Origin of the sequence: Xanthomonas arboricola pv. populi (assembly GCF_002939945.1) — a bacterium.
Taxonomy (GTDB): Bacteria; Pseudomonadota; Gammaproteobacteria; order Xanthomonadales; family Xanthomonadaceae; genus Xanthomonas; species Xanthomonas arboricola_A.
Map to the genome: position 1 here is coordinate 485,272 of NZ_MDEB01000001.1, position 18,098 is coordinate 503,369.

Consider the following 18,098-nt stretch of genomic DNA (forward strand, 5'->3'; position numbering starts at 1 on the left):
TCCGGCCCGGCCTCAGGGAAGGCACATCACGCAGCCCCGCGGAGCCTTCGATGCTTTTCGAAACCCTCGACACCACCGGCCACGAGCAGGTGATTTTCTGTCACAACCGCGACGCCGGCCTGAAGGCGATCATCGCGCTGCACAGCACCCGTCTCGGGCCCGCGTTGGGTGGCGTGCGCATGCGCCCCTACCCCAATAGCGAGGCGGCGCTCAACGATGCACTGCGGCTCAGCCGCACCATGACCTACAAGAACGCGCTGGCGGGATTGAATGTCGGCGGCGGCAAGGCGGTGATCCTCGGCGACCCCAAGAGCGACAAGAGCGAAGCGTTGTTTCGCGCATTCGGTCGTTTTGTCGACACCCTGGGCGGGCGCTACATCACCTCCGAGGACGTTGGCACAGACGTCAACGACATGGAACAGATCTATCTGGAGAGCGAGTACGTCACCGGCGTCCACCAGGTGCATCGCGGCTCCGGCGACCCGGCCCCGTTCACCGCCTACGGTGCGTTGCAGGCGTTGATGGCCTCGCTCAATCGCAGGCTCGGCCACGAGGAAGTCGGCAAGGCGAGCATCGCGATCCAGGGCCTGGGCCATATCGGCATGGAGCTGGTGAAACTGCTAAAGGAACGCGGCGCCAAACTCTATGTGGCCGATCTGAACCCGGCGCTGGTGGACCGCGCGGTGGCCGAATACGGCGCCGAAGCGGTCAGCACCGAGGAGATCTATCAGGTGCCGGCCGATGTGTTCGCCCCCTGCGCGCTGGAAGGCGCGATCGACGAAGACACGCTGCCGCGGCTGAAGGCCAAGATCATTTGCGGCACCGCCAACAACCAGCTCGCCAGCGCCGCCATCGGCGAAGAGCTGCACAAACGCGGCATCCTGTATGCGCCCGATTACGTGGTCAATGCCGGCGGCGTGATGAATGTGTCGCTGGAGATCGACGGCTACAACCGCGAACGTGCGATGCGCCTGATCCGCAGCATCTATCACAACCTGGAAAAGGTGTTCGACCTGTCCACCCGGTTGGGCGTCGCGCCGCAGCAGGCCGCCGACCAGATTGCCGAGGCGCGTATCGAGGCCATCAGCAAGCTCAAACTGCCGCTGGGCCGCACCGCACCGCGCTTTCTGCACAAGCTGCGCGGCGAGTGATCCACCTGTCCAGGCACGTTGCCTGGACAGGTGAGGTATCGATCAAGCACGACCGCTTGTCCGTGCAACGCGCCGATCAGAAATCGGCGCTGTAGCGCAGGCTCAGCGCGCGATCGTCACCGCGCTCGCCCACCCGCTGATCGTAGCCGAAGCGCAACTGGCTCTGCTGCCCCAACGGCGCGGCCGCGGTGATGCCGAACAGGCCACCTGAGCGCGCCGGCTGCATGCCGCGCAATGGCGCCCATGCGTCCACGCCGATGAAACTGGCGTCGAGCATCAAGCCTTCGCTGCTCAACGCCTGCTGCCATTCGGCATAACCGCCGAGCTGCACGCCGCGCCAGCGATAGGCCGAACGCACGCCGGCCAGCGCCTGGGTGCGCGAGGACGTGCTGGCATCGGCACGCAAGCCGAAGCCATCGCCACCGCTCTCGCGGAATCCTTCGCTGCGCAGACGCACGTAATCCAGGCCCATGTAGGGTGTCAGGCTGGCGTGCGCGCCACCCAGGCGATACCCGGTTTCCAGGTTGCCGCTGAGGTAACTGCCGCTGTAGTCGCTGAAGGCATTGCTGCGCTCTTCGCCCAGCTGCAGGCTGCGCTCGATCTGCCGGTTGACGTTGCCGAAACCCAACTGGCTCAAGGTATACGCCGAGCCCAGCGTGGTACCCCAGTACAGCTGCCCCTGCACCTGCCGATCGCGCCCACGTGCACCGTCCAGATCGCCCAGGCTGCTGGAGCGCGTTTCGCCGAAGGCGAAACCAGTGACTGCGCCGGACGCCAGGCGCAGGTCGTTGCCCATCATCCAGCCGGAGGTAGCGAATCCTGCGGTGGTCGCCCCACCCTCGCCCGGCCCGCCCAGCGCACGCTGCCACACGCCCAGCATGCGCGGCTGCTGCGACACCCCATCGAAATGCGCCGCCAACGCACGCCTGCCCAGATCGATGGTGTCGAAGGTCATCGCTGCCGACTCGGCATGCGCACGGCCGGACAGACTCCGCAGCGAATCGGCGGCAGCCTTGGCATCCGGCGACTGCTGCAACGCCGCCGCGGCGCGGATAAACCCGCTGCTGATGCCGCCAGTGCCTTGCAGTTGCTGCGCATCCACCTGCTGGAACGCTTGCTCGACGCGGATTGCCGAATCCATTGATGCAGTGCCGATCGCGCCAAGAGACGCGGCGACCGCGGTTACATCCATGCGCTGCAGCGAAATGTAAGCGTTGTTGCTGTCATAGCTCAATGTGGCGTCGAGGAACGTGACTGCAGGCCCGTTAGTGAGCGAACCGAATGTCCCCTGTAGCCCTCCGTTTGCTTGCAGCAAAGTGTAGGTCGTGTTGTTGACGACGTAATCGCGGCGGCCGAGTACCTGCAGGTCGCCAGCGATACTCGCGGTTCCTGTCACGTTCAAGCGGTCGCCGACATTCAACGCCAGGCGCCCGTCTTCGCCCTGGGTATAGTTACCGCCGATTGTGAGAGCCGCGCCGCCGACCTGCAGCGTGCTCGCTCTATTGGAAACCGTGCCGGCAATTCTGCCTGCTCCGATCAACGTCGCACCATTGAAGATGTCGACGCGCGCACTCTGCAGGCTGGCCGTCTGCAAGGTGCCGTCCAGCACCTGGGTATCGCCGGTGAATGTGTTGTTGGTGCTGCTCAGTATCAGCGTACCGGAACCGCTCTTGCTCAAACCGCCACTACCGCTGATGTCGTTTGCCCATGTCGAACGCAACTCATCGACGGTGACATTCACCGTGCCCCAGTCAAAACGCGCCGGCCCCAGCACCGCCTTGCCGACATCGAGCAGGCCGTAGCCGAAGGTCGGGTCGACGCCGGCCGCGCCCAGATCAGTGGCCGTTCCCAATAGCGTCTGCCGTACCAGATCGTTGCTGAAGTACGGAAACGCCTGCCACACCAGCGCAGCCGCACCGGAGACCAGCGGCGCCGCAAACGAGGTGCCGCTGCCGTAGAAGTAGCGGATATTGCTGGCGGTCGCATCGGGATCGAGGAACATCGAGGTGCCCGGCGCCACCAGGCAGTAGCGCATGGCCACGCCACAGGCATTGGAGTACGACGCCAGCTGCGTCGGATTGGCGGTATCCAGCGCAGCGACGACCAACCAGCCGCGCTCCAGATCGGCTGCCGGCAGCGTTCCATTCGGGCCCACCTGGCTGGGCAGCGCGGCGGTATCGGACGGTTGCGATCTGGATTCGTTACCCGAAGCGAACACCACCAGCCCATCGTTGCCGATGACGAACGGCCGGTATTCCTGCGCGACCTGATTGGTGACCGCCGGGTCGTTCCAATACAGCCCGCCCCAGGAATTATTCATGATGCGCACGCCTGCGCTGATCAGATCGGCATGCACCGGACCCAGTCCAAGCGGGCCGTCGACCTCGTTGCCTTCGCCGCTGCCATCGTCGTCCGGCGCTTCGTCGCTGATGATGCGTGCCGACACCAGGCCGGCGCCGCTGGCGATGCCGCCCGGCCACTGGCCCACTGCACGCCCGGCTGCCAGCTGCGCGACCACCGTGCCGTGGCCCACCACATCGCCCGCGGCGACATTGTTCGTGCGCGGATCCACATAGATGAAGCTGTTGCTGACCCGTCCCTGCAAGGCCGGATGATTGGTATTGATGCCGGTATCGATCACGCCGATGCGATACCCCGCACCGGTGAACCCCAATGCCTGCGCAGCGCGTGCGTTGGTCAGCGTCAAATGCGCGTCGAATGCAGGTTCCGGCGTCGTCGGCGGTGCGACCACCGGCGGCGGCGGAGGCGGCGGCGGTGAAGTGGGCGGCGGCGGTGGCGGCGACGTCGGTGGCGGTGCAGTCGGCGTGCTAGGACGGATGCCACCGCCCCCACCACCGCCGCCACACGCGGTCAATGCCACGGCCAACGCCGAGGCCAGGACAGTCCTGGCGACGTCTGTCTTCTTCATTTGGATGTTCTCCCCGAACCCATTCCATGGATAGGGCCCAATCCCGGGCCCGAACGCGGTCTTTATACTGCATCCTCACACAACTGTCGCATTTGATTGCGTAGCGGATATCGCAGCACCGGCGCGTGCTGGCGCGAACCGACCATGAGGCAGATAATCGTTTCACTTTAAACGGTATCTTCTTTATGTCCGACATCGTCATCGTTGCTGCCAAACGCACTGCCATCGGCTCGTTCCTTGGTCAATTCAACGGTGTGCCGGCGCCGACGCTCGCCGCTGCTGCGATCGAAGGCGCGCTGGCGCAGTCCGGCGTCGCGCCGGCCGACATTTCAGAAGTCATCGTTGGCTGCGTGTTGCCCGCCAACCTGGGCCAGGCGCCCGCACGTCAGGCGGCGATTGCCGCAGGCATCCCCACCTCGACCGGCGCCACTACCATCAACAAGGTGTGCGGCTCGGGCATGAAGGCGATCATGTTCGGACACGATCTGATCAAGGCCGGTTCGGCCAGCATCGTGGTCGCCGGGGGCATGGAGTCGATGAGCAATGCGCCGCATCTGCTGCCCAATTCGCGCACCGGCAACCGCTACGGCAACTTCCAGGCGGTCGACCACATGGCCTGGGATGGCCTGACCAACCCTTACGACGGCCAGGCGATGGGCGTGTTCGGCGAGGCCACCGCCGGGAAGTTCGGTTTCAGCCGCGCCGATCAGGATGCGTTTGCGATCGCCTCGGTCGAACGCGCGCAAGCTGCCCAGCGCAGCGGCGCATTCGCCGATGAAATCGTTCCGGTCACGGTGGCCACGCGCAAGGGCGAGGTGGTCGTCGACAGCGACGAGCAGCCCGGCAAATCCGACATCGCCAAGATCCCGACCCTGAAGCCGGCCTTCAAGAAGGACGGCAGCGTCACCGCCGCCAGTTCGTCGAGCATCTCCGATGGCGCGGCGATCACCGTGCTGATGCGCGCAGACGAGGCGCAACGTCGTGGCATCGCACCGTTGGCGCGCATCGTGGGGCATGTCACCCACTCACAGGAACCTGAGTGGTTCACCACCGCGCCGGTCGCTGCGATCCAGACCTTGATCGGCAAGATCGGCTGGCAATTGGACGAAGTGGATCTGTTCGAAATCAACGAAGCATTCGCGGTGGTGGCGATGACGCCGATCGCCGAGCTGGGCATTTCGCACAACAAGGTCAACGTCAACGGCGGTGCCTGCGCACTGGGGCATCCGATCGGCGCATCCGGCGCCCGCCTGGTGGTGACATTGGTGAATGCGTTGCGCACGCGCGGTGGCAAGCGCGGAATCGCGACGCTGTGCATCGGCGGCGGCGAAGCGACTGCCATCGCTATCGAATTGATTTAATTGTTTTTAACGGCGATTTTGCAAAACTGAATGCGCGCACGCTTGACACTGGTCTTTGGACCGTCATCATGTCGGGGGCGCGCAATAGCGCGTTGCCTAATCTAACGACGAGGATTGAAACAATGACCATTAACAAGCTGCTGATCGCAATGGCTCTGGGCCTGGCCCTGACCGCTTGCTCGAAGCCGGAACAGGCTCAGGACGCTGCTGCTTCGGCCAACGAAGCCGCTGCCGACGCTCAGACCGCTGCTGACCAGGCTTCTGCTTCGGGCTCGCAGTCGGCTGACGCCGCTCAGGCTGCTGCCAACACCGCCGCCGCTTCGGCTGACACCGCTGCTGACGCTGCCCAGGCTGCTTCCGGCGCCGCCACCGACGCTGCTGCTGACCAGGCTGCCGACGCTGCCAAGACGGCTGAAAACACCGCCGAAGCTGCTAAGGACACCGCCGAAGAAGCCAAGAAGTAATCACTTCTTAGCTCCAAGCGAGTTCGGAGAAAGCCGCTGGTTTCCAGCGGCTTTTTCTTTGGCTGCGATTGACAGTGACCGGACTGCGTCGCTGCCAGACCGTCGAACCCGCGCCATGTCCCGGCGTGTACGGCGCATGCCGCCTACTGGCTGAATGGCCAGAACCGCATTGACGCCGGCTGCATCGGTCCGTGCCTAAGCTCCGCCTTCCAACACCGGAACAGGAACAGGACCACCCATGAAAACGATCCGTATGCTGTCGTTGAGCGCCATCGCCGCTCTCACTCTCGCCGCTTGCCAAGGCCCTGACGCTGAGCAGGCGCAACGCGACGCAGCTTCCGCTGCCAAGCACGCGGCGGCTGCGACCGAACAAGCTGCCGATCGCGCCGCCGTGCAGGCCAAGGCCGCCACGGCCGATGCACGCGTGGCAGCACGCGAACTGGCCGCCGATGCGAGCCGCGCGACCGCCAATGCCGCAGACGCCACCGCCGACAAGACGCGCGAGATGGCAAACAAGGCCGAGCAAAATGCCGACAAGCACGACGCCGAACATCCGCAGCACTGATCGACCGTGTGACCGTATCAGCAGTTTGCAGATGCGCCGGCGAGATTGCACCGGCGCGTCTGCGTCCTGCCAACGGCAGCCTCGTGTTGTCGAGTCTGGCAGGCTAGGGCTAGCATCCGTCCATGCCCTACTCTTTTACTGCGCGCCGCCGCAGCCAGCTGGCGCTTTTTTTTTCCGCGCTGGTCTTCGTAGCCATCGGCGTCGGCATCTTCGTCGGTGCACGTCGCTCGCTGGCAGATGCTGCCTGGGTGTCACATACGCATGAAGTGATCGGCCGGATCGATGAGATCCAGGCGCGCGTGCTGGACGCCGAATCGGCGCAGCGCGGCTTTCTGCTGACCGGCAACGATGCCTATCTGCTCGACTATCAGACCAGCGTCGAGCGCCTGCCGATCCTGCTCGGCAACCTGCGCCGCCTGATCGCCGACAACCCCGCCCAGGTACAGCACCTGGACACCTTGCGGCGATTGGTGGAAACGCGACTGCGGCAGATCCAGCACATACTCGACGTGTACGCGCAGGACGGCCTGGAGCCGGCGCGTGCCGGCATCCGCCAGACCGCTTTCCGCACCACCAGTGCGATCGGCGAGCAGTCGCTGACCATGGTGCAACGCGAGCAGGAACTGCTGGCGCAACGCGCCGAAAGCAGCCGGCAGAGTGCGGCCTTGTTGCTGGCGCTGGCACTGGCCGGCATCCCGTTCGGGCTGGCCGTGGTGGGCACCGTCTATGCCTTGCTGATGCGCGAATTGCGTCACCGCTCGCAGGCCGAACAGTTGGCGGCACAGGCCAATCGCGAGTTGGGCGACAGCGTCGTGGCGCTGCAACGCAGTACCGCCGATCTCAATCTGCTCAGCCGCTACACCGGCCTGCTGCAAAGCTGCATCAGCGCAGAAGAGGCGCTGGTGGTGACCAGCCGCACCCTGGCCAGCCTGCTGCCGGGCGTTGCCGGAAGCGTGTATCTGCTGCGTGCCTCGCAAGATCGCGCCGAGGCGATCAGCCATTGGGGCGAGCCGCTGGTGCACAGTGCGCCGCATCTGTCGCCTGAAGGGTGCTGGGCGCTGCGCCGTGGGCAACCGCACATCATCGAAGACCTGGGCCGGGACGCGCTGTGTGCGCACATCGGTGCGCCCGCGCGCGACACCTCCGTCACCACCGCATGCCTGCCGATGTCCGCGCAGGGCACCCAGCTCGGATTCCTGTTCCTGTCTTCGCCGGGTCCGGGGCCGATGCCACGTCTGGAGATCGCCGAGGCAGCCGCCGAACAGTTGTCCTTGGCGCTGAGCAATCTGCGCCTGCGCGAATCGCTGCGCCGGCAGTCCATTCGCGACGCGCTGACCGGCCTGTACAACCGCCGCTATCTGGAGGAATCGCTCAGCCACGAACTGGCGCGCTGCGCACGCCGCGGCCTGCCGTTGTCGGTGCTGATGCTGGACGTGGACCACTTCAAGCAATTCAACGACAGCCAGGGCCACGCCGGCGGCGATCTGCTGCTGGCGGCGCTGGGCGAGTTGCTGCTGACCCGTCTGCGTGCCGAAGACGTGGCCTGCCGCTACGGCGGCGAAGAGTTCACGGTCATTCTTCCCGAGGCTGACGGTAGCGAGGCACTGCGTGTGGCCGAGGACATTCGCGGCCATATCGCGGCCCTGGCAGTCAGCGACGGCCCGCGCTCGCTGCCGCGGGTGACGGCCTCGATCGGCGTGGCCAGCTTCCCGGTCGATGGCGAGCTGGGAGCGAGCCTGATCCAGAAGGCCGATGCGGCCTTGTATGTCGCCAAGCACGGCGGCCGTAACCGGGTCGAGCGGCATGGCGCCGCCACGCACGCGTTGGACTGAGCCAGCGCGCCATCGGTGTTGGTTTGCGCAATCCGTCACACAAAAGATCGGTCCACGCGGCGATAGTCGGTTTTGATCCCCTAGCGAGGCAGTCCGATGTCGATGTGGCGCGATCAAGGTCCCAACAAGAAAGATGGCGTTCCCGCAGCACCTGAGGTTCCCGCTGCCGATGGGCGGCTGTTCACTGCCGAGGCTAGCCCGGCACCGCCGGTCCCTGCCGCCGCGCCACCGAGCGCCACGCCCGCCGCAGCCACACCGCAGCGCCACAGCGAGGCCAAGGAATCGCTGATCGCTGCCGACATCAGCATCGAAGGCAAGATCGAGGGCGCCGGTCACGTGCGCCTGGCCGGTCGCTTCAAGGGCGATGTCAACGTCAAGGGCGATCTCACCATCGAGCGCGGCGCCAAGCTCAATGGCGGCGTACGCGCCAACAAGGTGATCATCGCCGGAGAGCTGGAGGGCAATATCGAATCGGCCGCGCAGGTGGAGCTGCAGACCTCCGGCGTGCTGGTCGGCGACGTCAAGGCCGGCAGCCTGACCGTGGCATCGGGTGCACGCATGCGCGGCCAGGCCGATTTCGGCTGGGGCGAGGACACCGGCAAACCGGTCGGTGCGGCAAAGCCGGTCGTCAGCGGAGACAGCGACGCCACATGAGTGCGCCCCGCCCGGGCACGCCCGGTGCCACGCGCAGCTGCCCGCACTGCAAGGCGACGATCCTGGAAAGCGCAAGCGTCTGCCCTGCGTGCAAGCATCACCTGCGCTTCGACTCGGCGGCGGTGCAGCACGCACAGCCGGCACCGATCGTGCCGCTCAAGGTCGACGGCACCATTCGCCATCCTGCCGATGGCGATCCATGGGAATACACCGTGGTGGTGGTGGTGCGTAACGGCAAGGGCGAGGAGATTCGGCGCCAGGTCGTGGACGTCGGCGCGATGCAGGGCGGCGAAGAGCGCGGCTTTACGCTGGCGGTGGAGGCGACTGCCGTGCGTTCGCCTGGACGGCGGTCGCGGCATTAGTGGTTGGGGCGGGGAATAGGGAATTGGGAATTGGGAATCGGCGCGGATGATGCCGGCTAGCGCGTGCGTGGGTGTTCGCTTTTGCGCGTCTTATTTTCCTGGTCTCAATTGACTGCTCCGATAAGGAACCGGGCGAGGCGTTGAGGTGCCCGTTGCATTCAAGGCGCAGCTCGCACCGCGCCAGGCGTTTGATCGATTCGCTCAATTTGCCTTGATGACGCACTCACGCAATGAGCAACCGGCGTCTGCAAGCGCTTGCCGCACCACAGCACCGATGCGTGCCATTCCCATTCTCAGGATCTGCACACCGGCTTGGCCAGAGTTGCCGCATGCGCAACGGCAACGAACAATCTGGCGACCTGGTGGTGCTTGGGCCCGAAGGCCTGTATTGCCCGCAGGGCGACTTCCATATCGATCCCTGGCGGCCGGTGCCGCGTGCGGTGATCACCCATGGGCATGGCGACCACGCACGCAGCGGCATGGGCGAATACCACTGCACGCACGAGAGTTTGCCGATCCTGCAGTGGCGCCTCGGCGAGCAGGTCTATCACACGCACGCCGACGGTGAAGCGTTCGAGCTGGGACGTGCGCGGGTGTCGTTGCACCCGGCCGGGCACGTGCTCGGCTCGGCGCAGGTGCGCATCGAAGTGGATGGCGAAGTCTGGGTCGCCTCCGGCGACTACAAACGCCAGCACGATCCCACCTGCAAGCCATTCGAAGTGGTGCCCTGCGACACCTTCATCACCGAAGCGACCTTCGGGCTGCCGGTGTATCGCTGGCCGGACACCTCCGATGTCGCGGCCGACATCGTCGCCTGGCGCCACGAATGCGCCGAGCGTGGCGAGGCGGCCATTCTGTATTGCTATGCCTTGGGCAAGGCGCAACGCGTGCTGGCCGAATTGTGCGCCTGGGACACGCAACCGGCGTTGCTGCATGGTGCGATCGCGGTGGGCGTGGAGGTATATCGCCAGGCCGGCATCCCGATGCTGGACACCCAGCCAGTCAGCGAACATGCGCGTGGCGCCGACTATGCCGGGCAATTGGTGTTGGCGCCGCCATCGGCGGCCGGCAGTGCCTGGATCCGTCGCTTCCGGCATGCGCAGCAGGGCTTCGCATCGGGCTGGATGCGCATTCGCGGCAACCGCCGTCGGCGCAATTACGACCGCGGTTTTGTGGTCTCCGATCATGCCGATTGGCCGGACCTGCTGCGCACCATCGAAGACACCGGCGCACGGCGGGTGATCGCCACCCACGGCAACACCGATGCCTTGATCCAGCATCTGCTGGAACGTGGCATCGCTGCCGAAGCCTTCCGTACCGATTTCGGAGCCGAGGAATGAACCCCTTGCCTGCACATCGTTATGCGCGCGCCCGCCCACGGATCCGTTTGACCGGCGCGCTCGCGTTCGGCCGCCACGCATTGGCATTTCGCGTGCATCGCGCACTGCCGGCGGCAGTGATCGGGCCGCCACGGCCCTACCGGCGTGAGCGCTGCCTGGGCGCATTTACGCGGCGCGCGCTGGAGCTGCGTGCTGCCGACAACCGCACCAAGCTGCAGGGCCAGGCGTGAAGCGATTTGCCGCGTTGTACCGCACCCTGGATCGCAGCACCGGCACGCTCGACAAGCGTGCGGCCTTGGTCGCTTATTTCAGCAGTGCGCCGCCGCTGGATGCGGCGTGGGCGCTGTATCTGCTGGCCGGTGGCAAGGTGGCCGGCACGCGCATGCGCATCGCCAGCAGCGGCGAATTGCGCGAATGGATCACCGACACCGCCGGGATCGCCGACTGGCTGGTGGCCGACAGTTACGACCATGTCGGCGATCTGGCCGAGACCTTGGCCTTGTTGCTGGACGACCCGATCACCGACGCAGCCGATCTGCCGTTGGCCGACTGGATCGAACAACGGTTGCTGCCGATCGCCAACCAGGACATCGAGGTGCGCAAGGCCTGCATCGTGCAGGCGTGGCGCAGCCTGGCCTTCGACGAGCGCCTGGTGTTCAACAAGCTGCTGACCGGCGCCTTGCGCGTGGGCGTGTCGCAGCGCCTGGTGCAGCAGGCGCTGGCGGAGATGTCCGGGATCGAGATTGCACGCATCGCACAGCGCATGCTCGGCAGCTGGCGGCCACATCCGACCTACCTGGCCAACCTGCTGACTGCCGAAGAACTGCCCGGCGATCGTCAACAGCCCTACCCGTTCTTTCTCGCATCGCCACTCGAATCCGAGGTCGAAACGCTGGGCGCGGTCGATGACTGGTTGCTGGAATGGAAGTGGGACGGCATTCGTCTGCAGCTGATCCGACGCGCTGGCGAAGCGGCGCTGTGGTCGCGTGGCGAAGAACGCCTGGATGGCCGCTTCCCGGAAATCGAACAGGCCGCGCTGCAGTTGCCCGATGGCACCGTCATCGACGGTGAGCTGTTGGCCTGGCAACCGGAACAGCCCTTGCCGATGCCGTTCACTGCCCTGCAGACGCGCATCCAGCGGCTCAAGCCCGGGCCAAAGACATTGGCAGCGGCGCCGGCGCGGGTAGTCGCCTACGATCTGCTCGAGCTGGATGGCGAAGACTTACGCGAGCGCCCCTTGCAGGAGCGCCGCGCGTTGCTGGAAGGGGTGCTGGGCACGCTCGCCGACCCGCGTATCATCGCCTCGCCGCTGGTGCAGGTCGGCGACTGGCAGGCGGCCGCGCAGGTGCGCCTGGATGCCCGCGAGCGCGGTGTGGAAGGGCTGATGCTCAAGCGCGCCAGCTCGATCTACCAGTCCGGCCGCCGACGCGGCGACTGGTGGAAATGGAAGATCGACCCGCTCACCATCGATGCGGTGCTGCTGTACGCGCAAGCCGGCCACGGCCGCCGCAGCACGCTGTATACCGACTACACCTTCGGGCTATGGCACGAGGGTCAGCTGGTGCCGATCGCCAAGGCCTACTCGGGGCTGGACGACAAGGAGATCCTGCAGCTGGATCGCTGGATCCGCGCCAACACCACCGAGCGCTTCGGCCCGGTGCGTGCAGTCACCGCGCATCATGTCTTCGAGCTGGGGTTCGAAGCGGTCAACCGCAGCGCGCGGCACAAGTCCGGCATTGCGGTGCGTTTCCCGCGCATCCTGCGCTGGCGGCAGGACAAGCCGATGAGCGAGGCCGATCACCTGAGCAGCCTGCAGGCGCTGGCACGGTGAGCGCTGCGGCGCAGACACGCGGCACGCCCTTGCAACAATGGCGTGCCTGGTTCGCGCAGCGCGGCTGGGCGCCGTTGCCGTTTCAACGCGATGTGTGGAAGCGCTATCTCGCTGGCGAATCCGGCTTGCTGCACACGCCCACCGGCAGCGGCAAGACGCTGGCGGCCTTCGGTGGGCCGCTGCTGGAGGCCTTGTCCACCCGTGGACGCAAGCCGGCGATCAAGCCCGCCACGGCCGCACGGCGCCAACAGCAACGCACGCTGCAGGTGCTGTGGATCACGCCGCTGCGCGCGCTCGCCGCCGATACCGCACGCGCGCTGCGCGAGCCGGTGGAGGCCTTGGGGCTGGATTGGCAGGTGGGCCTGCGTACCGGCGACGCCAGCGCGCGCGACAAACGGCTGGCGCGCAGCGGCAAACTCGATGTGCTGGTCACCACGCCCGAATCGCTGGCCTTGCTGTTGTCCTACCCCGACACCGCGCCGCAGTTGTCGGCGCTGCGCTGCGTGATCGTCGACGAATGGCATGAGCTGCTCGGCAACAAGCGCGGCGTGCTGCTACAGCTGTGCCTGGCGCGCCTGCGCGGTTGGGCGCCGGAACTGCGCATCTGGGGCCTGTCGGCAACGCTGGGCAATCTGGCCCAGGCGCGCGACGTGCTGTTGCCGCATCGCCCGGATGCAGCGCTGGTGTCGGGCGTCAAACCCCGCGCGATGACCCTGGAGACGTTGCTGCCCGACAGCGGCGAGCGCTTTCCGTGGGCCGGGCATCTGGGTCTGGCGCAGCTGGCGCGCGTACTGCAGAAGATCATGCAGCAGCGCACCAGCCTGGTGTTCACCAATACGCGCGCACAGGCCGAGTTATGGCACCAGGCCTTGAGTGCGGTGTGGCCGGACGATCTGGCCACGCTCGCGTTGCATCACGGCTCGCTGGACCCGTCCTTGCGTGCGGCGGCCGAACACGGCTTGCGCGACGGCAGCCTGCGTTGCGTGGTCGCCACCTCCAGCCTGGACCTGGGCGTGGATTTCCCCGCCGTCGATCAGGTGCTGCAGGTCGGCAGCCCCAAGGGCATTGCGCGCCTGCTGCAACGTGCCGGCCGCGCGCGCCACCGTCCGGGCGAGTCCGGACATGTGGTGTGCGTCCCCTCGCATGCGCTGGAACTGGTGGAATACGCCGCGGCGCGGCGCGCCATCGTGCATGGTCAGATCGAGGCGCGACCACCGCCGCGCTTGTCGCTGGATGTGTTGGCGCAACACTGCGTCACCCTGGCATTGGGTGGCGGCTTTCAGGCCGATGCGTTGTTCGAGCAGGTGCGCGGTACCGATGCGTTTGCGGCGCTGGATCACGCCACCTGGCAGGCGGTGCTGGACTTCATCGTGCAAGGCGGCAGCGCGCTGGCGCATTACCCCGATTTCCATAAGGTCGTGCGCGACGAAGAGGGCGTGTATCGCGTCGTCGATCGGCGCGTCGCGCTGCGGCATCGCCTGTCCATCGGCACGATCACCAGCGACGGCAGCGTGCGCGTGCAGTTCCTGCGCGGCGGGCGTCTGGGCGCGGTGGAAGAACAGTTCGTCGGCCGTTTGCGCCGTGGCGATCGGTTTCAATTTGCCGGCCGTTTGCTGGAGCTGGTGCGGCTGGAAGACATGACCGCCTATGTGCGCGTGGCCAAGGGCGGTAGCGGCGTGGTGCCCAAGTGGATGGGCGGGCGAATGCCGTTGTCGTCGGCCCTGGGGCGTGAGGTCGAAGCGGTGTTTGCCGATCCCGGCGATGCACCGGAAATGCAGGCGCTGGCACCATTGCTGCGCCTGCAATCGTCCCTGTCCGCGTTGCCCGGCCCTGACCATTTAGTGGTGGAAAGCATCAAGGCGCGCGATGGCCGGCACGTGTTCGTGTATCCGTTCGCCGGCCGCCAGGTCAACGAAGGGCTGGCCGCGTTGCTGGCTGCGCGCTGGGGCCGGCGTCAGCGCAATACCTTCAGTTTTGCCGCCAACGATTACGGCTTTGTGCTGTCGCCGGCGCAGGACGTGGAACTCGACGCGGGCGTCCTGCAGGCGCTGCTGTCGCCGGAGGGCTTGTTCGCCGATCTGCGCGACAGCCTCAACCTGGGCGAGCTGGCGCGCCGCCAGTTCCGCGAGATCGCGCGCGTTGCCGGGCTGCTGTCGCCATCGCTGCCCGGCCGTACACCCCGCAGCCTGCGCCAGCTGCAGGCCTCCAGCGGATTGCTGTACGACGTGTTGCAGCGTTTCGATCCCGATCATCTGCTGCTTGCCCAGGCCGAGCGCGAAGTGTTCGAAGGCCAGCTCGAACTGGCGCGGCTTGCGCACGCACTGGAAGATTGCGCGCGGCGAGAACTACGCCTGTGCAAACCGCGCAGCCTCACCCCGTTGTCGTTTCCGTTATGGGCCGAACGCGTGCGCGGCCAGCTGAGTACCGAAGACTGGAAGGCCCGCGTGTTGCGCGCTGCCGAACAACTGGAGCGTAAACATGGGCGATAGCGTGCAGCTGCAGCTGGCCGGCGAAACGGTGGAACTGCTCGGCGAACGCGCACTGTATCGGCCGGCACAGCGCGCCTTGTTGATCGCCGACCTGCATCTGGGCAAGGCCGATGTGTTCCGTCGCGCCGGCATCGGGATGCCGGCCGGCGGCACCGCGCACGATCTGGAGCGGTTGGATGCGCTGCTGGAACAGCACGAGGTGGACGCGTTGTGGATACTCGGCGACCTGCTGCACGGACCGGCACCGCGCGCGGCCTGGCATCGCCGCTGGAGCGCATGGCGCGAGCGCCATTGCGCGTTGCGCGTGATCGCCATCCGCGGCAATCACGACCGCGCCTTGGCGGGCGCCGATCTGCATATCGAGCCGGCCGGCGAACAGGTGGAAGATGGCCCCTTCGTGCTGCGCCACGATCCGCTGCCGCATCCGACCGGGCACGTGCTGTGCGGGCATCTGCATCCGCTGGCCGCGCTACCGGGCATGTCGCGTCGCTGGCCGGCGTTCTGGTTGCGCGAGCGCGTCACCATCCTGCCGGCGTTCTCGCATTTCACCGCGGGCGTCGTGCCAACGCTGGTCGAAGGCGAACGCCTGGTCGCCTGCGTGGAAGGCGATGCGCTGGCATTACCGGGGCGTTAGCGGGCGCGGCCGTGCGTGGGCCGCGACGGCCTCTATGCGGCTGCTTCGGCCTTGTCGACGGCCACACGCGGCACCGGTTGCGACAAGGCCTCCACGAACTCCGGCGCCAATGCCAGTTTGCCGAACCAGCCGTGCTGGGTGCCGCTGAGCACGCGCAACATGTGTCCGCGCCCGCCGGGCACGCGCCCCATCGGGTGCAGCAGCAGGTCGCGCCCGTGCGCCCACAGATCGCGTTCGGACTGGAACAACGGCGTCAGCCAACGGCTCCAGCGGTGGTAGATCGCCACATGCGCCTGGCGCTCGCGCTGGTAGCGCTGCAAGGCCGCATCCAGATCGGCACCGGCCCGCAAGGCATCGCGCAGCGCCAACGCGTCCAGCAGCGCCATGTTGACGCCCTGCCCCAGCTGCGGACTCATCGCATGCGCAGCATCGCCGGCCAGCACGAAACGGCCGCGATGCCAGCGCGTGACCACTGCGTCGCGATAACTGGCACGCGCCAGTGCGCCCTGCACTTGCACGCTGTCCAGACGCGCATGCGCCTGCGGCCACATCTGCGCGATCTCCTCGCGCCATGCGGCAATGCCGCGCTGTTCCCACGCGGAAAAATCGCTGCACGGCAGGCTCCAGAAAAAACTCAGCCGCGGAGTGTCGTCGCCCGGGCGCGTGCCCACCGGCAGCAGGCCGATCATCTTGCGCGCGCCGATGTAGCGCTGGCGCAACTCGTCGACAAACGGCCAGTCCTCGCGCGGCAGCAGACACCACAATGCCCCCCACGGATACACCCGATCCAGCCGCGTGCCCTGGGCCTGCGCGCGCAAGGTCGATGCGGAACCATCGGCGGCGATGATCAGATCGTAGCGGCCATGCCATTGCCCGCGTTGGTCCTGCACGCGCACGCCGTCGTGATCGATGGCGGTGATCTGGGTATCCACATGCAGTTGCGCGTGCTCCGGCCAGGCCTCGCGCAACAGCGTGAACAAGGCGCCGCGCTGCATCCCCAGGCCCATCAGCCGCGCATCCAGGTCGCGATACTGCATGTCCATCACCGCGCGTCCGCACGGTGTTTCGCCATACAGCCGTCGTACCGGCGCGCCATGCGCGAGCGCCTGCGGCAGCAGGCCCATCTTCCACAGCACCTGCAAGCCGCTGGGCTGCAGCAGGAACCCTGCGCCCACTGGCCCGGGCGCGGCAGCGCGTTCGAACACGTCCAGTCGATGCCCGTCGGCGCCCAGCAGCACGGCCAGTGCCTGCCCCGCCGTGCCATAGCCCACTACCGCAATGCGCAATGCTCGCTGCATGTCCTTCGCTCTTTAGGACGGCACCGACCCCGCATGGACCGATGCAAAAAAAACCCCGCCGTGGCGGGGTTCTTCAACCGCACAATCGAGTCACATCACTCGACCGGCGTGATGTTCGAAGCCTGGGCACCCTTTGGGCCCTGGGTCACGTCATAACTGACGCGCTGGCCTTCCTGCAGGCTGCGGAAGCCCTTGGAGTTGATCGCGGAGAAGTGCGCGAAGACATCGGCGCTGCCGTCCTCCGGTGAGATGAAGCCAAATCCCTTGGCGTCGTTGAACCACTTGACGGTACCGTTCGGCATGGTGATGCGAGACCTTTGCAATAATTAATGGGTGGTGTACGGCGATGCGTACGCGCCGAGTATGCAAAGCTTATGCCCCGATGACAATCACCCGCGTGCAAGTTCGCCGATCAGCTCCGGCAATCCGGACGAGGCGGCATCCACGTTGGCCAACACCTCCGCCATGGTGATTTCCTGCGCGTCGCCGCAACCGGCCGCCCAGTTGGCCACGATCGCCAAACACGCGTATTCCAGGCCTTTTTCGCGTGCAAGACCGGCTTCGGGCATGCCGGTCATGCCGACCAGATCGCAGCCGTCGCGACGCATGCGGGCGATCTCTGCAATCGTTTCCAGCCGCGGTCCCTGGGTGGCGCCGTAGCATCCGCCGGCAACCATCGTGACGCCGGTCACCTTGGCGGCGGCGATGACCTTGCTGCGAAACATCGGCGAATACGGATGGCCGAAATCCACGTGCTGCACCTCGCTGCCCGGCTCTTCGCAGAAGGTGGACACGCGGCCCCAGGTGTAGTCGATCAGCTGATCCGGGCACGCCAGCACACGCGGACCGAACTGCTCGGTGATGCCGCCGACGGTGTTGAGCGCCAGCACGCGCGAGGCACCGATTTGCTGCAGCGCAGCGATGTTTGCACGGTAATTCACCTTGTGCGGCGGCAGCGAATGGCCTTCGCCATGGCGCGCCAGGAATGCCACGCGGTGGCCCAGCAACATGCCCACGCGGATCGGGCCGGAAGGCGCGCCATACGGCGTTTCGATAGCGTACGTCTGCACCTCGTCCAGCTGGGCGAGCTTGTAGACGCCAGTGCCGCCGATGACGGCCAATGCGATGGAAGTGGGGGACACAAGCAACCTCTGCTACAAAAGACATGACGGTGCGCGCAGGCCTGCG

Annotated in this window: 16 protein-coding genes; 12 read left to right on the forward strand and 4 right to left on the reverse strand. The window is 66.4% G+C overall.

Annotated elements, in window-relative coordinates; genetic code table 11:
* Positions 1-50: 50 nt before the first annotated feature.
* Positions 51-1,151, forward strand: coding sequence for a Glu/Leu/Phe/Val dehydrogenase dimerization domain-containing protein (locus XaplCFBP3123_RS02375; protein WP_104532643.1), 1,101 nt, complete (start codon positions 51-53; stop codon positions 1,149-1,151).
* Between the two features lie 76 nt (positions 1,152-1,227).
* Here XaplCFBP3123_RS02375 and XaplCFBP3123_RS02380 read toward each other — a convergent pair whose 3' ends face one another.
* Positions 1,228-4,080, reverse strand: coding sequence for an autotransporter serine protease (locus XaplCFBP3123_RS02380; protein WP_104532644.1), 2,853 nt, complete (start codon positions 4,078-4,080; stop codon positions 1,228-1,230).
* Positions 4,081-4,265: 185 nt separating this feature from the next.
* On the opposite strand from XaplCFBP3123_RS02380, the gene XaplCFBP3123_RS02385 reads away from it, so the two are divergent.
* The 11 genes from XaplCFBP3123_RS02385 to pdeM all read left to right on the forward strand — a co-directional run bounded on the left by XaplCFBP3123_RS02385 (position 4,266) and on the right by pdeM (position 15,612).
* The gene (locus XaplCFBP3123_RS02385) at positions 4,266-5,441 is read left to right on the forward strand and encodes a thiolase family protein (protein WP_104532645.1); all 1,176 of its coding nucleotides are present in this window, start codon (positions 4,266-4,268) and stop codon (positions 5,439-5,441) included.
* 122 nt (positions 5,442-5,563) lie between these two features.
* Positions 5,564-5,905 (forward strand): hypothetical protein, encoded by a 342-nt coding sequence (locus tag XaplCFBP3123_RS02390; protein ID WP_102596392.1) that lies wholly within the window; start codon positions 5,564-5,566, stop codon positions 5,903-5,905.
* A gap of 238 nt (positions 5,906-6,143) precedes the next feature.
* Positions 6,144-6,470, forward strand: a complete 327-nt coding sequence (locus XaplCFBP3123_RS02395) for a hypothetical protein (protein ID WP_016904095.1) — start codon at positions 6,144-6,146, stop codon at positions 6,468-6,470.
* 122 nt (positions 6,471-6,592) lie between these two features.
* The gene (locus XaplCFBP3123_RS02400) at positions 6,593-8,302 is read left to right on the forward strand and encodes a diguanylate cyclase (RefSeq protein WP_104532646.1); all 1,710 of its coding nucleotides are present in this window, start codon (positions 6,593-6,595) and stop codon (positions 8,300-8,302) included.
* 96 nt (positions 8,303-8,398) lie between these two features.
* On the forward strand, positions 8,399-8,956 hold the full coding sequence (locus XaplCFBP3123_RS02405) for a bactofilin family protein (protein WP_104532647.1): 558 nt from the start codon (positions 8,399-8,401) through the stop codon (positions 8,954-8,956).
* Positions 8,953-9,318 (forward strand): hypothetical protein, encoded by a 366-nt coding sequence (locus tag XaplCFBP3123_RS02410; RefSeq protein WP_102596395.1) that lies wholly within the window; start codon positions 8,953-8,955, stop codon positions 9,316-9,318. The genes XaplCFBP3123_RS02405 and XaplCFBP3123_RS02410 overlap by 4 nt, the downstream gene beginning before the upstream one ends.
* A gap of 329 nt (positions 9,319-9,647) precedes the next feature.
* Positions 9,648-10,658 carry a ligase-associated DNA damage response exonuclease gene (locus XaplCFBP3123_RS02415; protein WP_104532648.1) on the forward strand — a complete coding sequence of 337 codons (1,011 nt, stop codon included), beginning with the start codon at positions 9,648-9,650 and terminating at the stop codon, positions 10,656-10,658.
* Positions 10,655-10,888, forward strand: a complete 234-nt coding sequence (locus XaplCFBP3123_RS02420) for a hypothetical protein (RefSeq protein ID WP_104532649.1) — start codon at positions 10,655-10,657, stop codon at positions 10,886-10,888. The genes XaplCFBP3123_RS02415 and XaplCFBP3123_RS02420 overlap by 4 nt, the downstream gene beginning before the upstream one ends.
* Entirely contained in the window at positions 10,885-12,489 is a 1,605-nt protein-coding gene (locus tag XaplCFBP3123_RS02425) for an ATP-dependent DNA ligase (protein WP_104532650.1), read from the forward strand. Before XaplCFBP3123_RS02420 ends, XaplCFBP3123_RS02425 begins: the two co-directional genes overlap by 4 nt.
* A complete protein-coding gene (locus XaplCFBP3123_RS02430; RefSeq protein WP_104532651.1) occupies positions 12,486-14,978 on the forward strand; it encodes a ligase-associated DNA damage response DEXH box helicase in 2,493 nt (830 codons plus the stop codon). Before XaplCFBP3123_RS02425 ends, XaplCFBP3123_RS02430 begins: the two co-directional genes overlap by 4 nt.
* Entirely contained in the window at positions 14,968-15,612 is a 645-nt protein-coding gene (gene pdeM, locus XaplCFBP3123_RS02435; protein WP_104532652.1) for a ligase-associated DNA damage response endonuclease PdeM, read from the forward strand. The genes XaplCFBP3123_RS02430 and pdeM overlap by 11 nt, the downstream gene beginning before the upstream one ends.
* Positions 15,613-15,644: 32 nt before the next feature.
* Here the strand turns inward: pdeM and XaplCFBP3123_RS02440 are convergent, their stop codons facing one another.
* The 3 genes from XaplCFBP3123_RS02440 to XaplCFBP3123_RS02450 all read right to left on the reverse strand — a co-directional run bounded on the left by XaplCFBP3123_RS02440 (position 15,645) and on the right by XaplCFBP3123_RS02450 (position 18,052).
* A complete protein-coding gene (locus XaplCFBP3123_RS02440) occupies positions 15,645-16,910 on the reverse strand; it encodes an FAD-dependent oxidoreductase (RefSeq protein ID WP_104532653.1) in 1,266 nt (421 codons plus the stop codon).
* A gap of 95 nt (positions 16,911-17,005) precedes the next feature.
* On the reverse strand, positions 17,006-17,212 hold the full coding sequence (gene cspE, locus XaplCFBP3123_RS02445; RefSeq protein WP_003488188.1) for a transcription antiterminator/RNA stability regulator CspE: 207 nt from the start codon (positions 17,210-17,212) through the stop codon (positions 17,006-17,008).
* Between the two features lie 87 nt (positions 17,213-17,299).
* Positions 17,300-18,052 (reverse strand): S-methyl-5'-thioinosine phosphorylase, encoded by a 753-nt coding sequence (locus XaplCFBP3123_RS02450; RefSeq protein WP_104532654.1) that lies wholly within the window; start codon positions 18,050-18,052, stop codon positions 17,300-17,302.
* Positions 18,053-18,098: the final 46 nt, after the last annotated feature.